The following is a 24062-nucleotide window of genomic DNA, read 5'->3' on the forward strand; positions in this document are numbered from 1 at the left end:
CAGTTATGTATCAAGCGATCGTCTTCCTTCCGCTGCTCGGCTTCCTGATCGTCGGCCTGTTCGGCAATTCACTCGGCGCCAAGGCCTCGGAATACATCACCTCGGGTTTCCTGGTGATTTCGGCCGTGCTGTCCTGGGTTGCCTTCTTCTCCGTCGGCTTCGGCGAAGGCGAGGTGTTCACCGTGCCGGTGCTGCGCTGGATCCAGTCGGGCGGGCTCGACGCGTCCTGGGCACTCAGGATCGATACGCTGACCGTGGTCATGCTGGTGGTCGTCAACACCGTGTCGGCGCTGGTCCATATCTATTCGATCGGCTACATGCACCACGATCCGAACCGGCCGCGCTTCTTTGCCTATCTGTCGCTGTTCACCTTCGCCATGCTGATGCTGGTGACGGCTGATAATCTCGTGCAGATGTTCTTCGGCTGGGAAGGGGTGGGTCTCGCCTCCTACCTCCTGATCGGCTTCTGGTACAAGAAGCCGTCGGCCAATGCCGCCGCCATCAAGGCTTTCGTCGTCAACCGCGTCGGCGATTTCGGCTTTGCACTCGGCATTTTCGGCGTCTTCGTGCTGTTCGGCTCGGTCAATCTCGGCACCATCTTCGCCAATGCAGCGACGTTCATTCCGGTTGAAGGCGCGCCGCAAGGCGCTGCCGTGCTCACCTTCCTCGGCTATGCGCTGGACAAGCAGGCGGCCATGACCATCGTCTGTCTGCTGCTGTTCATGGGCGCCATGGGCAAATCGGCGCAGGTGCCGCTGCACACCTGGCTGCCGGACGCCATGGAAGGCCCGACGCCGGTTTCCGCGCTCATCCACGCCGCCACCATGGTGACGGCCGGCGTGTTCATGCTGGCACGGCTGTCGCCGCTGTTCGAACTGTCGCATTCGGCGCTGACCGTGGTCACCTTCATCGGCGCCTTCACCGCCTTCTTCGCCGCAACCGTCGGCCTGGTCCAGAACGACATCAAGCGCGTCATCGCCTATTCGACCTGCTCGCAGCTCGGCTACATGTTCGTGGCGCTCGGCCTTGGAGCCTATGGTGCGGCGATCTTCCATCTGTTCACACATGCCTTCTTCAAGGCGCTGCTGTTCCTCGGCTCCGGCTCGGTCATCCATGCCGTCTCCGACGAACAGGACATGCGCAAGATGGGCGGCCTGAGGACGCTTATTCCGAAGACCTACTGGATGATGGTGATCGGCACGCTGGCGCTGACCGGCGTCGGCATCCCGGTGACGGTCATCGGCACCGCCGGCTTCTTTTCCAAGGATGCCATCATCGAGGCTGCCTTTGCCGGTCACAATTCGGTCGCCGGCGTCGCCTTCATCCTGCTGGTTATCGCCGCCTGCTTCACCTCGTTCTACTCCTGGCGGCTGATCTTCATGACCTTCCACGGCGAGCCGCGGGCGAGCCACGACGTCATGCACCATGTCCATGAATCGCCGCCGGTGATGCTGGTGCCGCTGTTCATCCTGGCCGCCGGCGCGCTGTTTGCCGGCATCATCTTCCACAACGCCTTCATCGGCGAAGGCTATGCCGAGTTCTGGAAGGCGTCGCTGTTCACCCTGCCGGACAACCGCATTCTGCACGAGATCCATGAATTGCCGCTGTGGGTGGAACTGGCGCCGTTTATCGCCATGCTCATCGGCTTTGCGATCGCCTGGAAATTCTACATCCGCTCGCCGGAACTGCCCCGGAGTGTCGCTGCCAACCATCGCTTGCTCTACGCCTTCCTGCTCAACAAATGGTACTTCGACGAGCTCTACGACGTCCTGTTCGTGCGGCCGGCAAAGGCTCTTGGGCACTTCCTGTGGAAGACCGGCGACGGCACCATCATCGATGGCCTTGGCCCCGATGGCGTTTCAGCGCGCGTCGTCGATGTCACCAACCGCGTCGTCAAGCTGCAGACCGGCTACCTCTATCACTATGCCTTCGCCATGCTGATCGGCGTGGCCGCTCTCGTCACCTGGATGATGCTCTGATGACCGCCTGGCCAATCCTCTCGCTGGTCACCTTCCTGCCGCTGGTTGGTGTGCTGCTGATCTTGCCGATCAGGGATGACAGCCCGAATGCGCGCCGCAATATCAGGGCGATCGCGTTTGCCACCACGGCCTTCACCTTCCTGGTGTCGCTCTCCATCTGGACCGGCTTCGACAATTCGCAGGCCGGCTTCCAGTTCGTCGAGAAATACGCCTGGCTCGACTCCGGCATCTCCTACCATATGGGCGTCGACGGCATTTCGATGCTGTTCGTCATCCTGACGACGTTCCTGATGCCGCTCTGCATCCTGGCGTCGTGGGAAGCGATCGACAAGCGCGTCAAGGCCTACATGATCGCCTTCCTGCTTCTGGAAACGCTGATGATCGGCGTGTTCTGCGCGCTCGACATCGTGCTGTTCTACGTCTTCTTCGAGGCCGGCCTGATCCCGATGTTCATCATCATCGGCGTCTGGGGCGGCAAGCGCCGCGTCTACGCCTCGTTCAAGTTCTTCCTCTATACGCTGGCCGGCTCGGTGCTGATGCTCTTGGCCATCATGGCGATGTTCTTCCAGTCCGGCACCACCGACATCCCGACGCTTTTGACGCACAATTTCCCGGCCAGCATGCAGACGTGGCTTTGGCTGGCCTTCTTCGCCTCCTTCGCGGTAAAGATGCCGATGTGGCCGGTGCACACCTGGCTGCCGGATGCCCACGTCGAGGCGCCAACGGCCGGTTCGGTGATCCTGGCCGCCATCCTGCTAAAGATGGGTGGGTACGGCTTCCTGCGCTTCTCCTTGCCGATGTTCCCGCTGGCGTCGGAAATGTTCGCACCGCTGGTGTTCACGCTGTCGGTCGTCGCCATCATCTACACCTCGCTGGTGGCGCTGATGCAGGAGGACATGAAGAAGCTGATCGCCTATTCCTCCGTCGCCCATATGGGCTTCGTCACCATGGGCATCTTCGCCATGAACCAGGAAGGCGTGCAGGGCGCGATCTTCCAGATGTTGTCGCACGGCCTCGTCTCCGGCGCACTGTTCCTGTGCGTCGGCGTCATCTACGACCGCATGCACACGCGCGAGATCGACGCCTATGGCGGCCTCGTCAACAACATGCCGAAATACGCCACCGTGTTCATGGTTTTCACCATGGCCAATGTCGGCCTGCCCGGCACATCAGGTTTCGTCGGCGAGTTCCTGACCATGCTCGGCGTGTTCCGGGTCAACACATGGGTGGCGTTCTTCGCCGCCACCGGCGTCATCCTGTCGGCTGCCTACGCGCTCTGGCTCTATCGCCGGGTGATCTTCGGCGCGCTGACCAAGGAAAGCCTGAAGGGGCTGCTCGACCTGTCGACGCGCGAGAAGGCGATCATCTATCCGCTGGTCGTGCTGGTCATCTTCTTCGGCGTCTATCCCGCCCCCGTCTTCGATGCCACGGCCCAGTCGGTCAAGGCGCTCGTCACCAATGTCACCGCATCCATCGGCGCCGCGCAGACCGCGGCGGCGAACTAACCAAGGGTTTTGCGAACCATGACGCCGGACCTTTACGCCAGCCTTTCGCTCTCGACGCCGGAGCTGATCCTTGCCATCGGCGCGCTGGCGCTGTTGATGGTGGGCGCCTATTCGCGTGCCAACGCCGTCAATCTGGTAACCGGCCTTGCCGTCGCTGTGCTGGTGATCGCCGGCGTTTGGCTGATCCTTTCCACGGAGCTGGGCAGCGCCTATGGCAACGCCTTCATCCAGGATCCCTTTTCCCGCTTCATGAAGGTGCTGGCGCTGATCGGATCGGCGGTGACGCTGGTCATGTCGATGCGCTTTGCCAAACAGGAGCATTTCGACAAGTTCGAATACCCCGTGCTGATCCTGCTCTGCACGCTCGGCATGATGCTGATGATCTCGGCCAACGGCATGATCGGGCTTTATCTCGGCCTCGAACTGCAGTCGCTGGCGATCTATGTGCTGGCGGCGATCAACCGCGACAATCTGCGCTCGACCGAGGCCGGCCTGAAGTACTTCGTGCTCGGCGCGCTGTCGTCCGGCATGCTGCTCTACGGCATCAGCCTCGTCTACGGCTACACCGGCAATGTCGGCTTCCAGGAAATCGCCTCGGCTCTCGGCAGCGGCGAGCGTCAGCTCGGCCTCGTCGTCGGCCTGGTCTTCGTGCTCGCCGGCCTTGCCTTCAAGATTTCGGCGGTGCCGTTCCATATGTGGACGCCCGACGTCTATGAAGGCGCGCCGACACCGGTCACCGCCTTCCTGGCGGCGGCTCCCAAGATGGCGGCGATGGCGCTGATCGTGCGCGTCACCATGGGCGCCTTCAAGCCGATCGCGGCTGACTGGCAGCAGATCATCGTCTTCATTTCGATCGCCTCGATGGCGCTCGGCGCCTTTGCCGCAATCGGCCAGACCAACATCAAGCGGCTGATGGCGTACTCCTCGATCGGTCATATGGGCTATGCGCTGGTCGGCCTTGCCGCCAACAGCCAGGCCGGTGTGCGCGGCGTTGCCATCTACATGCTGATCTATCTGGTGATGACGCTCGGCACCTTCGCCTTCATCCTCGCCATGCGGCGCAAGGAAGGCAATGTCGAGCAGATCAGCGATCTCGCCGGTCTCTCCTCGACCAACCCGATCATGGCGACGATCCTGACCATCCTGATGTTCTCGCTGGCCGGTATCCCGCCGCTCGCCGGCTTCTGGGGGAAGTGGTACGTCTTTCTCGCCGCCATCAACGCCAACCTTTATGCGCTGGCGATCATCGGCGTGCTGGCCTCGGTCGTGGGCGCTTATTACTATCTGCGCATCATCAAGATCATGTGGTTCGACGAACCGGCCGGCGGCTTCGTGCCGATGGCCAGCGAACTGCGCCTCGTGCTCGGCGTCTCCGGCGCCTTCGTGCTGTTCTACGTGCTGATCGGCGGTCCGATCGCGACCTACGCCGAAGCCGCCGCCAAGACATTTTTCTGAGCGGGATGGCATTTCGGCTGGCTCCAACCTCTGAGACGGAAGGGTTCCGGCTCGAGGCCCATGACAGTATCGGCTCCACCAACACGGTGGCGCTGGACCATGCAAGGGCAGGCGACCCCGGCAAATTGTGGGTCGTTTCCAAAAAGCAGGAAAGCGGACGCGGCCGGCGCGGCCGGGCCTGGGTGTCGCCGGAAGGCAATCTGGCCGCGACCTTGCTCGTCATCACCGGCGGTGAGCTTCGCCTTGCCGCGACGCTCGGTTTCGTCGCCGGCCTGTCGCTGGCCGACGCGCTCGACGCCGTCGTGCCGAAGGGCAGGATCGCGGTCGGCCTCGACGGCGCCAGCCAGGGGCAAAACCGTTTCGAGCTGAAATGGCCGAACGATGTGCTGGCCTCGGGCGCCAAGCTGGCCGGCATCCTCTTGGAATCGGCCATTCTCGACGGCGGCCGTTTCGCGGTGGCGGTCGGCATCGGTGTCAATGTGGTGGCGCATCCCACTGATATGCCGTATCCGGCGACATCGCTGCAGGCGCTTGGCGCGACATGCGATGCCGAAACGCTGTTCCTGGCGCTGTCGGATGCGTGGACCGACAATGCCCGGCTGTGGGATGAAGGACGCGGGCTCGACGCCATCCGGCGGCGCTGGCTGGCGCGCGCGGCTGGGCTCGGGGGCGAGGTTGCTGTCAGGATTGACGGGAATGTGGTGCGCGGTACCTTCGAGACCATTGACGAGGACTGCCGTTTCGTGATCCGCGATGATGAGGGGTCGGTCGTGACGGTAGCCGCCGGCGACGTGCATTTCGGCGCTGTCGCGTCGGCAAAAGTTTAGGGGCTGGCCGCAGGGGCCGGGAAGGGAAAATTGATGGCGAAAGCGCAAAACGCCGAACTCGTCTTCGTGCCGCTCGGCGGCGTCGGCGAGATCGGCATGAACTTCGCCCTTTACGGCTACGGGCCGCCCGGCGCGCGCGAGTGGATCGTCGTCGATGTCGGCGTGACCTTTCCGGATGCGGCGCATCCGGGCGTCGACCTGATCCTGCCCGATACGCGCTTCATCGAGGAGAACCTCGCCGGCCTGCGCGGCATCATCATCACCCATGCGCATGAAGACCATTACGGTGCGCTGCTCGACACATGGCCGAAGCTGAAGGCGCCGGTGTGGATGACGCCGTTCAGCGCCGGCCTGCTGGACGCCAAGCGCCAGGGCGAGCAGGGCGCGCCGAAAATCCCGGTGACGATCTACCGGGCAGGCGAAAAATTCACCGTCGGTCCGTTCGAGATCGAGGCCATTCCGGTGGCACATTCCATCCCCGAGCCAATGTCGCTGGCGATCACCTCGCCGGCCGGCACCGTCATCCATACCGGTGACTGGAAGATCGATCCGGAACCGACGATTGGCCCGAAGACCGACGAGGCGCGTCTCCGCGCCTATGGCGACAAGGGCGTGCTGGCGCTGATCTGCGATTCGACCAATGCGCTGCGCGAAGGCGAATCGCCGTCGGAAGTGGCGGTGGGCGAGGGCCTGAGGGGGGTCATCCAAAGCGCCGTCGGCCGTGTCGCCGTCACCACCTTCTCGTCCAATGTCGGGCGCATCGTCTCGATCGCCAAGGCGGCGCGCGATGCGGGCCGCCAGTGCCTGGTGCTCGGACGCTCGCTGAAGCGGGTCATCGATGTCGCCGGTGAACTCGGCTACATGGACGGGTTGCCGGAATTCATCGCCGAGGAGGATTTCGGTTTCATCCCGCGCGAAAACCTGGTCATCATCTGCACCGGCAGCCAGGGCGAGCCGCTGGCTGCATTGGCCAAACTGTCGCGCGAAGAGATGAAATCGGTGTCTCTGACGGCAGGCGACACCGTGGTGTTTTCCTCGCGCACCATTCCCGGCAACGAAAAGGCGATTCTTGAGATCAAGAACCGCCTCATCGATCTCGGCATCAAGATCATTGAGGACGGCGACGCGCTGGTTCACGTCTCCGGTCATCCCCGCCGCAGCGAATTGCGCAGGATGTACGAGTGGGTGCGCCCGCAAATCGGCGTTCCCGTGCATGGCGAGGCCGCACATCTGGTGGCGCAGGGGTCGCTGATGTCGACCTCCGGCATCGGCCAGGTGGCGCAGGTGCGCGACGGCGACATGCTGCGGCTGGCGCCCGGTCCGGCCACGATCATCGACCAGGTGCCGTTCGGCCGCATCTACAAGGACGGCAGGCTGATCGGCACCGACCAGGCGATGGGCATTCGCGACCGGCGCAAATTGTCGTTTGCCGGCCATGTCGCGGTCAATGTCGTGCTCGACGACAAATATGAACTCGCCGGCGATCCCGACCTGGTCGCCATCGGCGTCGCCGAGGCTGATGCACGTGGCGAGAACATGGAAGATCTGATGCTCGACGCGGCCGTCGGCGCGGTGGATTCGATCCCACGCCAGCGTCGCAAGGACCTCGATCTGGTGCAGGAAGCGGTGCGCCGCGCCGTGCGCGGCGCCGCCAACGAAGCCTGGGGCAAGAAGCCGCTGGTGACGGTGTTCGTCACGAGATAGGGCGAAACCAAGCGCTGGAATTCAGCTGCTGACGGGACGCCAGCGAAACGTCCCGTCCACCCGCTCGATGTGCCCGAGACCCGGGAACGGCATGTGATAGCCGGCGACAAGCAACCGGTGTTCCGCGGCCATTTTCAGCAAGCGCCTGCGGGTCTCGACGGCCTGCTCCTTCTCGTCGTCGAGATCGGCATGCCATTCGGGGCGCTGGATCGACACGACAGAGTGCAGGAATGCGTCCGACCAGACGAGCAATTGCTGTCCGTCGCTTTCGATGTGGAATGCCAGCAACCCTGGAGAATGGCCTGCGGCGTCGATGGCGGTGATGCCCGGCACGATTTCGTCGCCCGGCGCTACGAATGTCGCCCGGTCGGCAAGGCTGGCACAGACGCGCCGGAACAGGTCGCGATTGCTCAGCCTGGCTTCGCGCACCGTATCCGCCTCGGTCCAGAAGACAAATTCTGCCGCACCGAACACGTAGCGCGCCCGGCTGAAGACGGCTTCGCCATTGTTCACAAGGCCGCCAATGTGGTCGGGGTGCCATGCGTGATGATCACCACGTCGATTTCGGCGGGTTCGAGCCCAAGGTCTTGCAGGCATTGCAGGAGTGCACTGTCCTCGTCGCCGAATCCGGTGTCGAACAGGATCTTTTCCGCGCCGGTGTCGATCAGCGTCGGGATGAAGCAATGCTCGTATCGATGGGGATCGATGACGTTCGAGACGGCGAGTTCCCGCACCGCGCCCGGCGATTGTCCGGGGGCGAAAGCCGCGGCGAGATTGTCGCGGAGATCGACGGCGTCGAGGAGGGCGACAACCTTGAATGAGCCAAGATCGAAGCTGAAAACGCGTGGGCGTGTATCGGACATTGTCTTTTGTACTTCGCTGATTTCGATTGGAACAGGGCGGCGGTTCGCCCCAAGTGCGACCTTGCGCGCCTCGGCAAAGGCTATTGATGTCGGCCGATTTGACGTAAGACGCCAGCATCGAAGCTGGAGGTTTCATGCTGGGACGCCTGAACCATGTCGCGCTTGCCGTGCCGGATCTGGCCGCGGCGATCGCTGCCTACCGCGATACGCTTGGTGCGAACGTCACGGCGCCGCAGGCGCTGCCGGAGCATGGCGTGACGGTTGTGTTCGTCGATGTCGGCAACACCAAGATCGAGCTGCTGGAGCCGCTGGGCGAGGGCTCGCCGATCGCGGCTTTCCTCGAGAAGAACCCCTCGGGTGGCATGCATCATGTCTGCTATGAGGTCGACGACATCCTTGCCGCGCGCGATCATCTCAAGGCGAGCGGCGCCCGCGTGCTGGGCGACGGCAATCCCAAAACCGGCGCCCACGGCAAGCCGGTGCTGTTCCTGCACCCCAAGGATTTCTTCGGCACGCTGGTCGAACTGGAGCAGGCATGAGCTGGATTTCGTTTGCCGCGCTGTTCTTCATCACCTGGTGGCTGATGCTGTTCATCGTGCTGCCGTTCAGCGTCAAAACGCAGGATGACGATCACGACGTGACGCTGGGCACCGTTGCCAGCGCGCCGCGCGGGCCGCATATGCTGCGCGCCGTGATCCGCACCACCATCGTCACGGCTGTTGTCATGGGCATTTTCTACGGCCTGACGCACGGGCTGGGTTACAGCCTCGACGAAGTCCCGCACATCATCCCCGAAGCCAGCCAGGCACCGGCTAATTAAAGCACTTTCCTGCCGACAAAATCGGGCGGGCAGCATGCGGCTTTTTGTGCCTATTTTCGGAGCATCGGACTCCAGTTTCGGCGCCTCGGGCCAAGGTTAGCAACTCCGCGCGCAAGCATAGCCAATCCTGATAGAATCGCGACCAGATCACGACCAGATCACCCTGGCGCAAGCTCACGTGATTTGGGAACAGTTTGATCTAACCAGATGATTGGGCAAAAAAAATGCAAGGCACAAGGCCTTGCAATTTAAACGCGTTCCGATCTGTTTTCCGGTTTCCGGCGGCAGCGGGTAACCGCGCCTAGATCGCATCCTCCCAAGACTTTGACCGCGTAGGAGAGCAGATTTTTCTCTACCCTCTCGGTTATCGGGGCACACTAGCCTAACCCCGATGAAATTGTCACGCAGAATTTTGCCCGCTAACGGGCAATCCTGTGCTGCACTGCACAATAGTGCGGCAGGCTTTGCTTGCGAAACGAACAACACCGGGGCTGCCGCATTAATCTGGCCAGGTGTGCTGCGTCGCTCGGACGCGCAAAGCGTGTATCAGCACTTTGCAGCCAGGCGGAGCACTTTGCGCCTAAGGATTATCGTTTTCCGTTCGAAGGTCTTTGGAAGAAGAATCGATTTTTGCGATTTCGGGCCGATGCGGCCGGTCGGGTTTCCATTCCGTCACGAAATAGCTATGAAGCCGGGGCAAGCAAGCCAGCCGCGCCGATTCCGGCGCAGCCTCCTCTCTCACGGACCTGTCCATGCGTTTGTCGCAGTTTTTCCTGCCCATCCTGAAAGAAAATCCGCGCGAGGCCGAGATCGTCTCGCACCGGCTGATGCTGCGTGCCGGCATGATCCGCCAGCAGGGGCAGGGCAGCTTTTCCTGGCTGCCGCTGGGCAAGCTGGTGCTGGACAAGGTCTGCCGGATCATCCGCGAGGAACAGAACCGCGCCGGCGCGCTGGAAATCCTGATGCCGACCATCCAGTCGGCCGATCTGTGGCGCGAAAGCGGCCGCTATGATGACTACGGCAAGGAGATGCTGCGCATCAAGGACCGGCAGGACCGCGACATGCTCTACGGTCCGACCAATGAGGAAGTGGTCACCGAGATCGTGCGCGCCTACGTCAAGTCCTACAAGGACCTGCCGCTCAACCTCTACCACATCCAGTGGAAGTTCCGCGACGAGGTGCGGCCGCGCTTTGGCGTCATGCGCTCACGCGAATTTCTGATGAAGGACGCCTATTCGTTCGACCTCGATTTCGAGGGCGCCAAAGCGGCCTATAACAGGATGTTCGTCTCCTATCTCAGGACTTTCACGCGCATGGGGTTGCAGGCCATTCCGATGCGGGCCGACACCGGGCCGATCGGCGGCGACCTCAGCCACGAATTCATCATCCTGGCCGACACCGGCGAAAGCCAAGTCTATTGCAATCGCGAGTATCTGTCGCTTCAGGTGCCCGGCGAAAACACCGACTTCGCCAATGACGGCGAGATCGCCGACATCGTCAAGACGTGGACGACGCCTTACGCCGCCACCGACGAGATGCACGACGAGGCGGCCTGGGACAAGCTCGGCGAAGCGGACCGGGTCTCGGCGCGCGGCATCGAGGTCGGCCACATCTTCCATTTCGGCGACAAATATTCGAAGCCGATGGGCGCCAAGGTGACCGGGCCCGACGGCAAGGATCATTTCGTCTCCGGCGGCTCCTACGGCATCGGTCCTTCGCGCCTTGTGGCGGCGATCATCGAGGCCAGCCATGACGACAACGGCATCATCTGGCCGGAGGCGGTGGCGCCGTTCGACGTCGGCCTGATCAACATGAAGGTGGGCGACGCCGACTGCGACCGCGTCTGCAACGAGCTCTATGCCGCCTTCGCCGGTGCGGGCAAGGATGTGCTTTACGACGACACCGACCAGAGGCCGGGCGGCAAGTTCGCCACGGCCGACCTGATCGGCCTGCCCTGGCAGGTGATCGTCGGGCCACGCGGCGTGGCCGCCGGCGAGATCGAGATCAAGAACCGCCGGACCGGCGAGCGCGAGACGCTGCCGGTGGCGGAGGCCAAGAAACGCTTCGGTGCAACCGCATGAGCCAAGCCGCGGCAGCGAAGCCTTCGGTCGCCAAGTCTCCGGTCGGCAAGTCGCCGGTCGCCAAGTCTCCGGTCGCAGGCCCGTTCTCCATGTTCGAACGCATGGTCGCCTGGCGCTATCTGCGCTCGCGCCGCAAGGAGACGGTGATCTCGGTCATCGCCTCGATCTCCTTCCTCGGCATTATGCTCGGCGTCGCGACGCTGATCGTCGTCATGGCGGTTATGAACGGGTTCCGGGCCGAGCTTCTGACCCGCATCCTTGGCGTCAACGGTCATCTGATCGTGCAGCCGCTGGATTCGCCGCTTGAGGATTATGCGCAGGTTGCCGCCCGCATCAACGGCGTGGCCGGCGTCAAATACGCCATCCCGCTGATCGACGGCCAGGTGCTGGCGCAAGGCAATGTCGGCGGCGGCATGGGCGCACTGGTGCGCGGCATACGCGCCGAAGACCTCGGCAAGATCGCCATCGTCGCCAAAAACGTCAAGCAAGGTACGCTTGACGGTTTCGATTCCGGCGAGGGCGTCGCCATCGGTAAGCGCATGGCGGAGAATCTCGGCCTTGTGCTCGGCGACACCATCACGCTGATCTCGCCGGATGGCGATGTGACGCCGATGGGCACGACGCCGCGCCTCAAGGGCTACAAGGTGGCGGCGATCTTCGAAGTCGGCATGTCGGAGTATGACAGTTCCATCGCCTACATGCCGTTTTCGGAAGCGCAGCTCTATTTCAACATGGACGGCCGGGCACAGACGATCGAGATCTATGTCGACAATCCCGATAATGTCGATGCGCTGAAACCGCTGGTCGATGCGGCGGCGCAGCGGCCTATCGACATGGTCGACTGGCGCCAGCGCAACGAGACGTTCTTCTCCGCATTGCAGGTCGAGCGCAACGTCATGTTCATGATCCTGACGCTGATCGTGCTGGTGGCGGCGCTCAACATCATCTCCGGGCTGATCATGCTGGTGAAGGACAAGGGCCACGACATCGCCATCCTGCGCACGATGGGCGCCTCGCGGGGCGCCATCCTGCGCATCTTCCTGATGACGGGCGCGGCGATCGGCGTCACCGGCACGCTCGCCGGCGTTCTGCTCGGGGTGCTCATCTGCACCAACATCGAATCCATCCGCCAGTTCTTCTCCTGGATGACCGGCAAGGTGCTGTTCAATCCGGAGCTCTATTTCCTCAGCCAGCTGCCGGCCAAGATGGACCCGCGCGAGACCACCTACGTCATCCTGATGGCGCTCGGCCTGTCCTTCCTGGCAACCGTGTTTCCGGCGTGGCGGGCCGCACGGCTCGATCCGGTCGAGGCCTTGAGATACGAATGAAGTCCGAGATCATTATCGAGCTGAAGAGCGTCGAGCGGCACTATGTCCAGGGGCCGCGCAAGCTCACCATTTTGAACGGCGCCGACTTTTCGCTGAAGCGCGGCGAGATGGTGGCGCTGGTGGCGCCATCGGGCACCGGCAAGTCGACGCTGCTGCACACGGCGGGCCTGCTCGAGCGTCCCGACGCCGGCGACGTCATTCTGGCCGGCCGCGCCTGCGGACGGCTCTCCGACGACGAGCGCACGGCGATCCGCCGCAACGATGTCGGCTTCGTCTATCAGTTCCATCATCTGCTGCCGGAGTTTTCGGCGCTCGAAAACATCATGATGCCGCAGCTGATCAAGGGGCTGTCGCGCAAGGAAGCGTCGGAGCGCGCGGCGCAGTTGCTCGACTACATGCAGATCGGCAAGCGTGCGTCGCACCGTCCGTCCGAACTGTCCGGCGGCGAACAGCAGCGCGTCGCCATTGCCCGTGCGGTCGCCAATGCGCCCTTGCTGCTGCTCGCCGACGAGCCGACCGGCAATCTCGACCCGGTCACCGCGTCTTATGTCTTCGAGGCGCTGGGGGCGCTGGTCAAGCAATCGGGCCTTGCCGCGCTGATCGCCACCCACAATCACGAACTGGCCTCGCGGATGGATCGGCGGGTGACGTTGCATGAGGGTAAGGTCGTCCCGCTTTAGGCACGGCGATACTCAGGTGAGGCCGGCCTGCGGATCTTAGCCCTTTTGGGGAGCAAAGATCGCCGAAGTCAGCTCCGCCCCTCATTGCCCTGCCAGCCCTTTCTCCCCGTATAGTGACGGGGAGAAAGGGCTGGCCGCTGCCTCGGCGCTATTCCTGCAACGCTAGCGATTAGCGAAATCACCGATGACAGCGCCCCTCTCCCCGTCACTATACGGGGAGAGGATGCCGGCAGGCAGGTGAGGGGCGGCGCCGACGTTCGCGAGCAACTCGCCATCTGAAGCGATCGCCGGCAGTGGATATCTTCCACCGCACGATCCAGCTCCTCATCACATAAACGCTTTCTTAACCCTGCCCAAACCGGCTGTCGGGATTCGTCGGCATGCCGCTTTCCGGTCGTTGACATTCGAACAAAATTAGAACAAAATACGAACATAGCAACAACAGGAGAGAGTTATGAGCGATCTTGTTCAGGACGTCGTTTCGTTGGTGTGCATGAGTGCGTTTCTCGTTTCCATGGCGGTCTGGATCGGCGCCATGTGATGACCCTGCGGTTCGCCGCAGTGTTTTAGGGCGGGCAGGAGGGCGTTGTGCCGTTAAGCCTTTCTTGCCGCCGTGACGCTAGGGTGCTCCACCAAGACAGGGAGCAAACACCCAAGTGTCGCCGATCATCACGGCCCTTCTCGTGGCCGGCAATCTCGGACTGATTTTCCTTTTGATGACCGCGCCGCTCGGTTTGCGCACGGTGAGGCGCAGCCGTGTGGTGGCCATGGACCGGCAGCGCCTCTGGCAGGCGCTGTGGCCGCTCGGCAGCGACGCCGGCTGGTCTGGCGAGATCCTGTCGGCGCAGCCGTTGGACGAGCGGGGCACGGCCCGCATCATGCTGTCCTGGGAAGGCCGTGACGGTCAACCGATCGAGCGCAGGTCGCGGTTCGAAGACGTTGTCGAGGGCAGTCGTTTTTCGATGCGCGTGATCGAGGACACCGCGCTCGATGCGTCGTTCTGGAAGGATTTTTACGAGACCACCGAGCTCGTCCCGGAGGGCGCTGGCACGCGGGTGACACTCAGCCAGACCGACCGCTATCGAGGCGTCGCCTTCCTGGTGTTCCGCTACTTCGCCATGCGCCGCGAGCTCGGCAAGTTACAGCACTGGGCGAAGACCGGGCAGTATCGCAAGGGCGGCTGGTTCGAGCATCCGCTGAGCCAGGTCGGCTTTGCCGTTTTGTCGGCCTTCATCCTGTGGCCGTTCTTCGGGCTCAATCTCGGTGGCTTGGCGCTGGCCGCGATCCTGACCTCGGTGGTCGCCCTGCACGAGCTCGGCCATATGGCGGCCTTCCGGCTGACCGGGCATCGCAAGGCGCGGATGATCTTCATCCCGCTGCTCGGCGGCATCGCCATTGGCGGGCGGCCCTATGACAGCCGCTTCGAGGTCGCCTTCGTGGCGCTGATGGGGGCGGGGTTCTCCGCCTTCCTGGTGCCTTTGCTGATCGCCGCCAGCGGGCTCGCCTCCGGCGAAGGGCATCGGCTGGCCGCGGCCTTTCTGGCGACGCTCGCCGGCTTTGCCGCGCTGTTCAACATCGCCAATCTGGTGCCGGTTTGGAAATTCGATGGCGGCCAGGTGCTGCGCCAGATCTGCCCGGGACCGATCGCGTTGGCGCTGGCCTCGTTTTCCCTGCTGTCGGCCTTGCTGGCGATCGGCTGGCTGGCCGGTTTTTCCCAAAGCTTTCTGCTGGTGGCGGGCGCTGTCTTTGCCATCCTCAGCCTGCTGACCATGGGCAGCGGGGTAAAACCGCGCCATGAGCTGAAGCCGATCCGCACCTTCGACCGTTTCGCTATGGCCGGCGCGCTGCTGGCGGTCTTCGCCATCCACGGCTACGGGCTGTTGTGGGCCTCGGCGAAGCTACTTTGAGCGCTTGGTCGAGGCGGGACTTCAGCCGGCCTTGCGCGCCGGTTCGGCAGACATGCCCTCCGCCGCGCCAAAAACATCCTCGAAGGAAGACTTCAGCGCCAGGTCGAAGTCGGCCATGGTCACGGGCAGGCCGAGGTCGACGAGGCTGGTGACGCCATGGTCCGGCACGCCGCACGGCACGATGCCGCTGAAATGGCTGAGGTCCGGCTCGACATTGACGGCAATGCCGTGAAAGCTCACCCAGCGCCGCAGCCGGATGCCGATAGCCGCGATCTTGTCCTCGGCCGGCGAGCCGTCGGGCAGGGAAGGGCGATCGGGCCGCACCACCCAAACGCCGACGCGGTCCTCACGGCGTTCGCCGCGCACGTTGAAGGCGGCGAGCGTGCCGATGATCCATTGTTCGAGCGCGGCGACAAAGGCGCGCACATCCTCGCGCCGGCGCTTCAGGTCGAGCATCACATAGGCGACCCGCTGTCCCGGCCCGTGATAGGTGTATTCGCCGCCACGGCCGGCTGCAAACACCGGGAAACGGTCGGGATCGATCAGATCCTCGATGCGGGCGCTGGTGCCGGCGGTGTAAAGCGGTGGATGCTCGACCAGCCAGACCATCTCGGCGGCCGCACCGGAGCGGATCGCCTCGGCGCGCGTTTCCATCAGGGCAAGCGCATCGGGATAGGCGGTAAGGCCAGGCTCGATGCGCCATTCGACCGGAGCTGAGCCGGGCAAGGGCAGGAAAGACGTGGCGATCTGGCTGCGTTCTGTCATGGCTTTTCGTTTTTCGCGCAATGCACGCCGGCTTCCAAAACCCGCCTTGCGCCTTGGGGCGGAATGCATTTGCCCTTCATATGGCGGTATCTGGCTGAAACGTCCAGTTCGCCCCGCATTTCGGCCTTCCCGACCGTTATGCCAATTCCCGGCGATTATTGCGCGCCGCGCCCTTGTTTCACCGGAAACGATTTGCTACACGCCGCGAGCCGGTTCGTTCCGGCTCCTACCACGGGCGGTCGTGGCGGAATTGGTAGACGCGCAGCGTTGAGGTCGCTGTGGGGCAACCCGTGGAAGTTCGAGTCTTCTCGACCGCACCAACATCTCTCCGATCTGATCTCGGCTTGCCTCGGCGATAGTGCGCCCCAGCGCAACGGAGAGATCGGCCTTCAAATCCAAGATTCAACCGATCCGTAAACGCTGTCCACATCGGGCGGGCATACCAACCGCCATGCCGGCGTCGCAAATGGCGTGACCGACGGTGTCGCGCTTACCTATAGTGCCCAGGACAATTTCATCCGGGAGCATCGCATATGTTGGGTCATGTTCGTGCGGTGGTCGTCGGTGGCGGCTGTGTCGGCGCAGGTATTCTTTACGGCTTGGCGAAGCGCGGCTGGAGCGATGTCGCGCTGCTTGAGCGGACGCAGCTCACCGCCGGTTCGACATGGCATGCGGCGGGGCTGATACCGTCCTATGCCCGCAGTCTCAACGTCGGCCGGATGATCGCCAAATCCATTGAGATCTATGAGGGCCTCGAAGTCGAAACCGGCCAGAAGGTGGGCTGGCACAAATGCGGCCAGCTGCGTATCGCCAACACGCGCGACAGGCTCGACGAATACCGCAGCTATATCGACGTCGCCGAGGTTCAGGGCATACGGGCGCGGATCGTATCGCCCGCCGAGGCCCGAGAAATCTGGCCGCTGCTCAACAACAGCGGCATGCTGGGTGCGCTCTATCATCCCGATGACGGTCACATCGCGCCCGCTGACGTAACCCAGGCCATGGCCAAGGGCGCACGCGACCTCGGCGCGAAGATCCATCTTGGCACCGAAGTTACGGGGTTCGAGCGGATGCCGGGCGGCGAGTGGAAGGTCAAAACCTCCCGCGGCGACATGGTCTGCGAACACGTAATCCTCGCCACCGGCAATTATGCACGCCAGACCGGCGCCATGCTGGGCCTCGACATTCCGGCAATTCCGATCGTGCATCAGTACTGGATGACAGACGCGGTGCCCGAAGTGGTGGAGCGCAAGCGGCAGGGCCTTCCGGAAATGCCGATCCTGAGGGACGAGGGCTACGAGGGCTATTTGCGTGAAGAGGGGGACGGGCTGCTGTTCGGCCCCTACGAGCGCACCGAACAGCTCAAGCTGTTCGCCGAGAACGGCGTGCCGGAATGGTTCGGCGCCGACCTGCTCGATGAGGATTTCGAGGCCGTCTCCTGGAACTGGGAACGGGCGAGCGAACTCGTGCCCGCGCTCGGGCGCGCCGGCATCAAGAGAAATGTGCGCGGACCGTTCCAGATGACCGCCGATGAGCTGCCGCTGATGGGGCCGGCCTGGGGGCTTCAGAATGTCTGGCTCGCCGAAGGCGTGCCGGGCGGCATCCTGTGGGGCGGAGCGATCGGTCACTATCTTTCGGAGCGGATTGTCGAAGGCGGCAACAGCATCGATACGGCGGAACTGGATCCGCGGCGCTTTGGCGACCATGCCAACAAGAACTGGACCCGGGAGAAGGTGCGGGAAGCCTGGGGCACCCATGCAGTACAACATTATCCGGGCCAGGACATGCCGGCGGCACGTCCGCAGAAAACAGCTCCGTCCTACGACCGCCTTAGACTTCATTGGCAGCACCTCCCTGGCTGCGCAGCAGAAGCAGGGCCCGGCACGCCGGATCGTGACGCTGTCCATCGACACGGATGGGGCGAGCGCCTTTGCCTATGAGGGCGTCTATCGCGACGGCAGCCTTGTCGGCCGCGTCACGTCGGCGGGTTACTCCTACACGTTTGGCCATGACATAGCGTTGGCGCTGCTGCCGCTGGAGCTTGGCACGCCCGGCACGGCGCTGGAGGTTTCAATTCTCGGCGAGCGGCGCCCGGCACGGGTGATCGCCGACTCTCCCTATGACCCTGAAGGCGCGCGCGGGCGTATGTGAGGGACCTGCAGCACAGTCGGCGAAAAGCGGGCCTACCCCGTCCATCCAAGGCCTGAGGAGATGCAGTTGATCGAGACAAGCAGGGCGTCGGTCGCCCGCTTTTGATCCGCCGCGCCTGCTCTGACTTCACGCAGGAGATCGACCTGCAGCCGGTGAATGTCGTCCATCTGACGCCGCAGACTGTCGAAACGCCGCTTGAACATCGGAAAGCGCACGGAAAGATCGCCCCCGGTGAGGTCGCGGATCAGGCCCCGCGTCAACTCGTATTCCGCGAAAATGCGGGTGTAGATCCGGTGGGACGCATCGCTGTCGGACACCAGGCCGGCATAGAGCCGCGCGATCTCCATGTCGGACTGGTACAGCGTCTTCTCCGCCTCGTCGACGATCAGACGGAAGAAGCGCGAGTGTTCGAACATGCGCCCCAGAAGCTCGCGCCCGGCATCGCCGCGCACCGCGACGAAGGAACTCAGCGCGCTGCCGATGCCATACCAGCCGGTCAGCAGATGGCGGTTCTGGCTCCAGGCGAACACCCAGGGGATGGCGCGCAGGTCGGCAATGCCGCCGGCGCCGAAACGGCGCTCCGGCCGTGAGCCCATTTTCAGGAGGCCCAGCTCCGCGACCGGGCTCGCCTGGTTGAAATAATCGAGGAAGCCTGGCTCCGCCATCAACCCGGCATAGGAGGCCTGTGACATGCCGGCCAGCGCTTCCAGCGCTTCGTCGAACTCGGGTGTCTGCTTTGTTTCGACGTCGCCCGGCGATACGGCACTGTGAGCCAGAACGGCAGCGGCGAGGATTTCGAGCTGGTTGAGGCCGGTGCCGCGATTGGCGAATTTCGACGACACGACCTCGCCCTGTTCCGTCACCCGCATGGACCCAGTGACTGTACCTGCCGGCTGCGCCGCGATCGCCCGGCCGGTTGGCGCGCCGCCGCGGCTGACGGAGCCGCCACGGCCGTGAAAGAAACTGATCCTGACCTTGTGCTTGCGGCCGACGGCAGCGAGGCGCTTTTGCGCCTTGGCCAGCTCCCAATTGGAGGCCAGGAAACCACCATCCTTGTTGGAATCCGAATAGCCGAGCATGATTTCCTGGCGCGCGCCGAAATCCCGCACCGTGCGCCTCGCCAGGGCAATGTCGAGCAATCCGTTCAGGATGCCAGGGGCCGCCTGCAGGTCGGCGATGGTCTCGAACAAGGGTACGATCCGCAGCCTGATCGTGCCGTCGCCACCGGGCGCGGTCGAAAGCCCGCAATATTGCGCCAGCAGATAGACCGCGAGCAGATCGTCAACCGAGCGGGTCATGCTGAGAACGAAGCAGCCCACGGCATCGCTATCGGAGCCGGCGATGTGGTTGGCGATGACAGAGAATGTCGAAAGCAGTTCCCTTGCCTCGGGCGAAAGCCGATCCGCGTCGATGTCCATCCGCTCGCTTTGGCCAAGGGCTGCGCGGATACGCGCCGACCATTGCGGCGTACCTGATGTGACCGGGTCTGCCAGAGCAAAGATCTCGGCCAGCACCCGATTGACGACAGTGGAGTTTTGCCTGATGTCGAGCGAGACCGTCCGGAAGCCGAAACTTCCGAGCTGCCAGAGCAGCGGCTGGACGAAACGCCGGGCGACCGCGCGCCCGCCGATCGCTTCGAGGACGAGAGCAAGCCCGCGCAGATCAGCGCCAAACGCCTCCGCGGAGGGGTAGGCGGCGGCTCCGCCATCGCGTGTGGCTTCAAGCCGGGCCAACAAGGCCGAAGCGAACTGGCGAAGCGGTTCGTCAGGATTGCGCGCGGCGATGTCGTGCGCCTGTCCGCTTTTGTCGAGTGCCCTTTGCAGAAGCGGCGTGAAGCTGGCCGGCAGGTCGACGACGTTCGAACTGGCGCTGAGCACCGTCACCAGCCGCTGCATTTGCGTCAGGTACCAGCCAATGGCGGTGGTGCGGTATTCGGCCAAGGCATGGGCGGTCATGGCGGCGGTCACGTTCGGATTGCCGTCGCGGTCGCCGCCGATCCAAGAGGCATAGCGCATGAAGGAAGGAATTTTCACCGGCTCTCCGGGATAGTGACGCTGGAAGGCGTCCTGCAGCTTGCCGTAGAGCTGCGGCGTCGCCTCGAAAATGACTTCGCGGTAGAAATGCAGGCCCCAAGCGATTTCGCGTTCGACCGTCGGGCGTTCCAGCCTGAGCTCGCCCGTCATCCACAGCAGCTCGATCTCGCTTTCCAGATCGGCGACCAGCAGTTCGCGTTCGCGCGGCGCCCAGCGCGGCTGGTCGAGCTCGGTCAGCTTGCGATAGATGCGGCGGTGGATCTCGAGAACCGTGACGCGTTTGGCCTCCGTCGGGTGAGCGGTCATGGTCGGGCCGACGCAAAGTTCATCAAACGCAGCCTGCACTTCGGCCGCCGAGCGCCCGTTCGCCGCCATCTGCGCGACTACGCTGGCGAAGGAGCCCGGCACTTCGTCGACGCCCGCGCCCTGTTCGAGCTCGCGGCGTGCCCGCATGGCAAGCAACTCGTCGGCGATCGCCAGCAACTGGAACCATACGCCGCTCGCCTGCAACGCCGGGATGCGCTGTTCCGGGGCAAGCGAGACAAGCGACCTGCGCCCGCTCAGAACTGAGGCGATCTCGGGCTCGCGCGCGCTTGCGACCTGAAGCAGCAGCCGCAACAGCAGGCTGCGCTCGTCTTCGCGAAACTTGATAGGTTTGCTTTGTTCCAAAACGCTTTCCTCCCGGGCCGAGGGCGGCTAGTTCGTTTCACCGTTTCACAGAAACGGCGAACCGCTCTATCTCTTTGTTTCTGCGCAATTCCGGACGGAAAACCGCTTACACTTTTCCTGGAATTGCTAAGGCTATCAGGCGACCCGGTCGGGGACCGGGCGACCCTCGAAAAAGGCGGTCAGGTTCTCCACCACCTTCATGCCCATCGCCACGCGCGTTTCCTCGGTCGCGCTGCCGAGATGCGGCAACAGCACGACGTTCTCCAACCGCTTCAGCGTCTCCGGAACGGCCGGTTCGTCGGCAAAGACATCGAGACCAGCGCCTGCTATCTCACGCCTTTCCAGCGCACCGATCAGGGCATCCTGGTCGACGACATCGCCGCGCGCCGTGTTGATCAGGAATGCGCCGGGTTTCATCAGACGCAGGCTGCGGGCATCGATGAGATGGCGGTTTTCCGCGCCGCCCGGACAATGCAGCGACACGAAATCGGATGCCGCGAGCAGCCCTTCCATAGTCTGCATCTGCACCGCGCCCATGGCGCGCGTCTCGTCATCGTCGACCGGCGAGCGATTGACGAACACGATCTTCATGCCGAAACCGAAATGCGCGCGCCTGGCTGTTGCCTTGCCGATGCGGCCCATGCCGACAATGCCAAGGGTTTTGCCCGACACCTTCGCGCCGGCCATGTGCGTCGGCGACCAGCCGCGCCATTCTCCGGCCCGCAGCTGGCGTTCGCCTTCACCGGTCCGGCGCGCGACAGCCAATATCAGGCTGAGCGCCAGGTCGGCGGTGCAATCGGTCAGCACGCCGGGCGTATTGGTCACCACGATGTCGCGGTCGCGGGCGGCCGCGACATCGATGTGGCTGAAGCCGACGCCGAAATTGGCGATGATCCGGGTGCGGGCGGAGGATTCTGGAAACACCGCGTCAGGCAAGCGGTCGCTGACCGTTGCCAGGATCGCGTCATAATCGGCGAAGGCAGACGTCATTGCAGCCGGGCTCAATGGCGTATCGTTTGTGTTGAACGTCGTGTCGAAGCGTTCGGCGAGGATCGCTTCGACGGGGGCCGGCCATCTGCGAGTAACAATCAAACGCGGTTTCATCTGATATCCTGCCGATCGAGGGGGTGGCGATGCCTGGCGCCAGCCCCAACGTCACATTGCTCTATGCGGGTTTCGTCCGACCGCCGTTCAAGCCGCCTTCTTCATCCGCGACAGCGTATCGGCCACCACCTCGCCGAAGGAGGATGGCGTCGGCACGATGACGACGCCGGCGTCTTTGAGGATTTCAACCTTTTCCTGCGCTGATTCGCCGAAGGCCGAGATGATGGCGCCGGCGTGGCCCATGCGGCGGCCTTTCGGGGCGGAGAGGCCGGCGATGTAGGCGATCAGGGGCTTGCGCATATTGTCGCGCGCCCAGATCGCGGCTTCGGCTTCCTGCGGTCCGCCGATCTCGCCGATCATCACCACGGCGTCGGTCTCGTCGTCCTGTTCGAACAGCTTCAGCATGTCCTTGAAGGACGAGCCGTTGATCGGGTCGCCGCCGATGCCGACGCTGGTCGACACACCGATGCCAAGCGACTTCATCTGCGACGCCGCCTCGTAGCCCAGCGTGCCGGAGCGACCGACAATGCCGACGCGGCCGGGGAGGTAGATGCTGCCGGGCATGATGCCCATCAGCGCCTGTCCGGGCGTGATGACGCCGGCGCAGTTCGGGCCGATCAGCCGCATGCGGTCTTCGTAGCGGTAGCGCAGCATGTAGCGCTTGACCTGCATCATGTCCTGCGACGGGATGCCATCGGTGATGCAGACGCACAGTTTAATGCCGGCGTCGGCCGCTTCCATGATCGAATCGGCGGCAAAGGGCGGCGGCACGAAGACGATGCTCGCCTCGGCGCGGGTCTCGCGCACCGCGCCCTTGACCGTGTTGAAGACGGGCAGGCCGAGATGCTTCTGGCCGCCTTTGCCGGGGGTGACGCCGCCGACCAGCTTGGTGCCGTAGCGTTTCATGTCGTCGGCATGGAAGCTGCCGATCTTGCCGGTAAACCCCTGGACGATGACGCGGGTGCTTCGGTTGAGCAGGATTGCCATTTTCTCGACCTCCCTCAGGCTGCTTTTTTCTTGGTGGCCGCGCGCCAGGCGGCGACGGCTTTTTCGGCGGCTTCGGCCAGCGTGTCGGCAACAATTACCGCTTCGCCGGAATCAGCCAGGATGCGGCGGCCTTCCTCGGCCCTTGTGCCTGAGAGTCGGACCACCAGCGGCACGTTGACGCCGACCTCGCGGATCGCCTTGATGACGCCTTCGGCGACCCAGTCGCAGCGGTTGATGCCGGCAAAGATGTTGACCAGGATGGTCTCGACATTCTTGTCGCCGAGCACGGCGCGGAAGGATTTCGCCACCCGCTCGGGCGAGGCGCCGCCACCGATGTCGAGGAAGTTGGCCGGCTCGCCGCCGGCGATCTTGATCATGTCCATGGTTGCCATGGCGAGACCGGCGCCGTTGATGATGCAGCCAATATTGCCGTCGAGGCCGACATAGGAGAGGCCGCGGTCGCTGGCGAAGGTCTCGCGCGGATCTTCCTGGCTCTTGTCGCGCAGTTCGGAAATTTCCGGCCGGCGGAACAGCGCGTTCTCGTCGAACGACATTTTGGCGTCGAGCGCGATCAGATTGCCGTCACGGGTCACCACCAGCGGATTGATCTCCAGCATCGAGGCGTCGTAGTCGCGAAACACCTGGTAGCAGGCGAAGATGGTCTCGGTCGCCTTGCCGATCAGATTGTGATCGAGGCCGAGCCCGAAGGCGATTTCGCGGGCCTGAAACCGTTGCATGCCGACGCCGGGATCGACGGATGTGCGCAGGATGGAATTGGGCGCCTTCTCGACGATATCCTCGATCTCCATGCCGCCGGCGGCTGAGGCCACGATCATGACGCGCTCTTCCTTGCGGTCGAGGACGAAGCCGACATAGAGCTCCTGCGCGATGTCGACGGCTTCCTCGAGGTAGAGACGTGAGATCAGCTTGCCGCGCGGCCCGGTCTGCTGGGTCACCAGCTTGCGGCCGAGCATGGCCTCGGCGGCGTTGGAGATTTCCTCGTCATTGGCGCAGAGCTTGATGCCGCCGGCCTTGCCGCGCGCGCCGGAGTGCACCTGCGCCTTCAGCACCCATTTGCTGCCGCCGATCTCGCGCGCCCGGTAAGTTGCCTGCTCGGGGCTGTAAGCCAGCCCGCCGCGCGGCACATGCACGCCGTGGCGTGCCAGCAGTTCCTTGGCCTGATATTCGTGGATGTCCATTTTGT

At 63.6% G+C, this 24062-nt stretch carries 20 protein-coding genes and 1 tRNA gene; 14 read left to right on the forward strand and 7 right to left on the reverse strand.

Features of this window, described 5'->3' with window-relative positions:
- Positions 1–5 precede the first annotated feature (5 nt).
- From nuoL to H0241_RS02790, 5 genes are read left to right on the forward strand one after another with little or no spacing between them, the layout of a single operon-like run.
- Positions 6–1979, forward strand: coding sequence for an NADH-quinone oxidoreductase subunit L (gene nuoL, locus H0241_RS02770; RefSeq protein WP_181055891.1), 1974 nt, complete (start codon positions 6–8; stop codon positions 1977–1979).
- Positions 1979–3484, forward strand: a complete 1506-nt coding sequence (locus H0241_RS02775) for an NADH-quinone oxidoreductase subunit M (RefSeq protein ID WP_181055892.1) — start codon at positions 1979–1981, stop codon at positions 3482–3484. Before nuoL ends, H0241_RS02775 begins: the two co-directional genes overlap by 1 nt.
- A gap of 18 nt (positions 3485–3502) precedes the next feature.
- Positions 3503–4939 (forward strand): NADH-quinone oxidoreductase subunit NuoN, encoded by a 1437-nt coding sequence (gene nuoN / locus H0241_RS02780; protein WP_181055893.1) that lies wholly within the window; start codon positions 3503–3505, stop codon positions 4937–4939.
- A gap of 5 nt (positions 4940–4944) precedes the next feature.
- The gene (locus tag H0241_RS02785) at positions 4945–5766 is read left to right on the forward strand and encodes a biotin--[acetyl-CoA-carboxylase] ligase (RefSeq protein ID WP_181055894.1); all 822 of its coding nucleotides are present in this window, start codon (positions 4945–4947) and stop codon (positions 5764–5766) included.
- Positions 5767–5799: 33 nt separating this feature from the next.
- Positions 5800–7470, forward strand: a complete 1671-nt coding sequence (locus tag H0241_RS02790; RefSeq protein WP_181055895.1) for a ribonuclease J — start codon at positions 5800–5802, stop codon at positions 7468–7470.
- A gap of 21 nt (positions 7471–7491) precedes the next feature.
- Here the strand turns inward: H0241_RS02790 and H0241_RS35530 are convergent, their stop codons facing one another.
- Both H0241_RS35530 and H0241_RS35535 read right to left on the reverse strand, forming a co-directional pair.
- A complete protein-coding gene (locus H0241_RS35530; RefSeq protein ID WP_235983884.1) occupies positions 7492–7983 on the reverse strand; it encodes an MBL fold metallo-hydrolase in 492 nt (163 codons plus the stop codon).
- Positions 7980–8333, reverse strand: a complete 354-nt coding sequence (locus tag H0241_RS35535) for an MBL fold metallo-hydrolase (RefSeq protein ID WP_235983890.1) — start codon at positions 8331–8333, stop codon at positions 7980–7982. The genes H0241_RS35530 and H0241_RS35535 overlap by 4 nt, the downstream gene beginning before the upstream one ends.
- 134 nt (positions 8334–8467) lie before the next feature.
- Here H0241_RS35535 and mce point away from each other — a divergent pair, with 134 nt between their 5' ends.
- The 6 genes from mce (at position 8468) to H0241_RS02825 (ending at position 15149) form a co-directional block, all read left to right on the forward strand.
- A complete protein-coding gene (gene mce, locus H0241_RS02800) occupies positions 8468–8872 on the forward strand; it encodes a methylmalonyl-CoA epimerase (RefSeq protein ID WP_181055896.1) in 405 nt (134 codons plus the stop codon).
- Positions 8869–9153 carry a DUF1467 family protein gene (locus H0241_RS02805; RefSeq protein ID WP_181055897.1) on the forward strand — a complete coding sequence of 95 codons (285 nt, stop codon included), beginning with the start codon at positions 8869–8871 and terminating at the stop codon, positions 9151–9153. Before mce ends, H0241_RS02805 begins: the two co-directional genes overlap by 4 nt.
- A gap of 752 nt (positions 9154–9905) precedes the next feature.
- The gene (gene proS, locus H0241_RS02810; protein ID WP_181055898.1) at positions 9906–11234 is read left to right on the forward strand and encodes a proline--tRNA ligase; all 1329 of its coding nucleotides are present in this window, start codon (positions 9906–9908) and stop codon (positions 11232–11234) included.
- Positions 11231–12562, forward strand: coding sequence for a lipoprotein-releasing ABC transporter permease subunit (locus H0241_RS02815; RefSeq protein ID WP_181055899.1), 1332 nt, complete (start codon positions 11231–11233; stop codon positions 12560–12562). Before proS ends, H0241_RS02815 begins: the two co-directional genes overlap by 4 nt.
- Positions 12559–13242, forward strand: coding sequence for an ABC transporter ATP-binding protein (locus H0241_RS02820; protein ID WP_181055900.1), 684 nt, complete (start codon positions 12559–12561; stop codon positions 13240–13242). Before H0241_RS02815 ends, H0241_RS02820 begins: the two co-directional genes overlap by 4 nt.
- A 656-nt stretch (positions 13243–13898) precedes the next feature.
- The gene (locus H0241_RS02825) at positions 13899–15149 is read left to right on the forward strand and encodes a site-2 protease family protein (protein ID WP_181055901.1); all 1251 of its coding nucleotides are present in this window, start codon (positions 13899–13901) and stop codon (positions 15147–15149) included.
- 21 nt (positions 15150–15170) lie between these two features.
- Here the strand turns inward: H0241_RS02825 and lipB are convergent, their stop codons facing one another.
- On the reverse strand, positions 15171–15914 hold the full coding sequence (gene lipB, locus H0241_RS02830; protein WP_181055902.1) for a lipoyl(octanoyl) transferase LipB: 744 nt from the start codon (positions 15912–15914) through the stop codon (positions 15171–15173).
- Positions 15915–16149: 235 nt separating this feature from the next.
- Between lipB and H0241_RS02835 the strand changes: the two genes are divergently transcribed.
- The 3 genes from H0241_RS02835 to H0241_RS35540 all read left to right on the forward strand — a co-directional run bounded on the left by H0241_RS02835 (position 16150) and on the right by H0241_RS35540 (position 18065).
- A tRNA-Leu gene (locus H0241_RS02835) sits at positions 16150–16234 on the forward strand.
- 234 nt (positions 16235–16468) lie between these two features.
- Positions 16469–17854: an FAD-dependent oxidoreductase gene (locus tag H0241_RS02840; RefSeq protein ID WP_328824599.1), complete on the forward strand. Its 1386-nt coding sequence runs from the start codon at positions 16469–16471 to the stop codon at positions 17852–17854.
- A complete protein-coding gene (locus H0241_RS35540) occupies positions 17808–18065 on the forward strand; it encodes a glycine cleavage T C-terminal barrel domain-containing protein (protein WP_328824600.1) in 258 nt (85 codons plus the stop codon). Before H0241_RS02840 ends, H0241_RS35540 begins: the two co-directional genes overlap by 47 nt.
- A 32-nt stretch (positions 18066–18097) precedes the next feature.
- Here the strand turns inward: H0241_RS35540 and H0241_RS02845 are convergent, their stop codons facing one another.
- From H0241_RS02845 to H0241_RS02860, 4 genes are all read right to left on the reverse strand, one after another.
- Entirely contained in the window at positions 18098–20767 is a 2670-nt protein-coding gene (locus tag H0241_RS02845) for a phosphoenolpyruvate carboxylase (protein ID WP_181055903.1), read from the reverse strand.
- A 135-nt stretch (positions 20768–20902) separates the two neighbouring features.
- A complete protein-coding gene (locus H0241_RS02850) occupies positions 20903–21871 on the reverse strand; it encodes a 2-hydroxyacid dehydrogenase (protein WP_181055904.1) in 969 nt (322 codons plus the stop codon).
- An 87-nt stretch (positions 21872–21958) separates the two neighbouring features.
- Positions 21959–22858: a succinate--CoA ligase subunit alpha gene (gene sucD, locus H0241_RS02855; RefSeq protein WP_112565157.1), complete on the reverse strand. Its 900-nt coding sequence runs from the start codon at positions 22856–22858 to the stop codon at positions 21959–21961.
- A gap of 14 nt (positions 22859–22872) precedes the next feature.
- Positions 22873–24057: a malate--CoA ligase subunit beta gene (locus H0241_RS02860; RefSeq protein ID WP_181055905.1), complete on the reverse strand. Its 1185-nt coding sequence runs from the start codon at positions 24055–24057 to the stop codon at positions 22873–22875.
- Between the last annotated feature and the right edge of the window lie 5 nt (positions 24058–24062).

The sequence above is a fragment of the Mesorhizobium neociceri genome (assembly GCF_013520985.1).
GTDB classification, from domain to species: domain Bacteria; phylum Pseudomonadota; class Alphaproteobacteria; order Rhizobiales; family Rhizobiaceae; genus Mesorhizobium; species Mesorhizobium neociceri.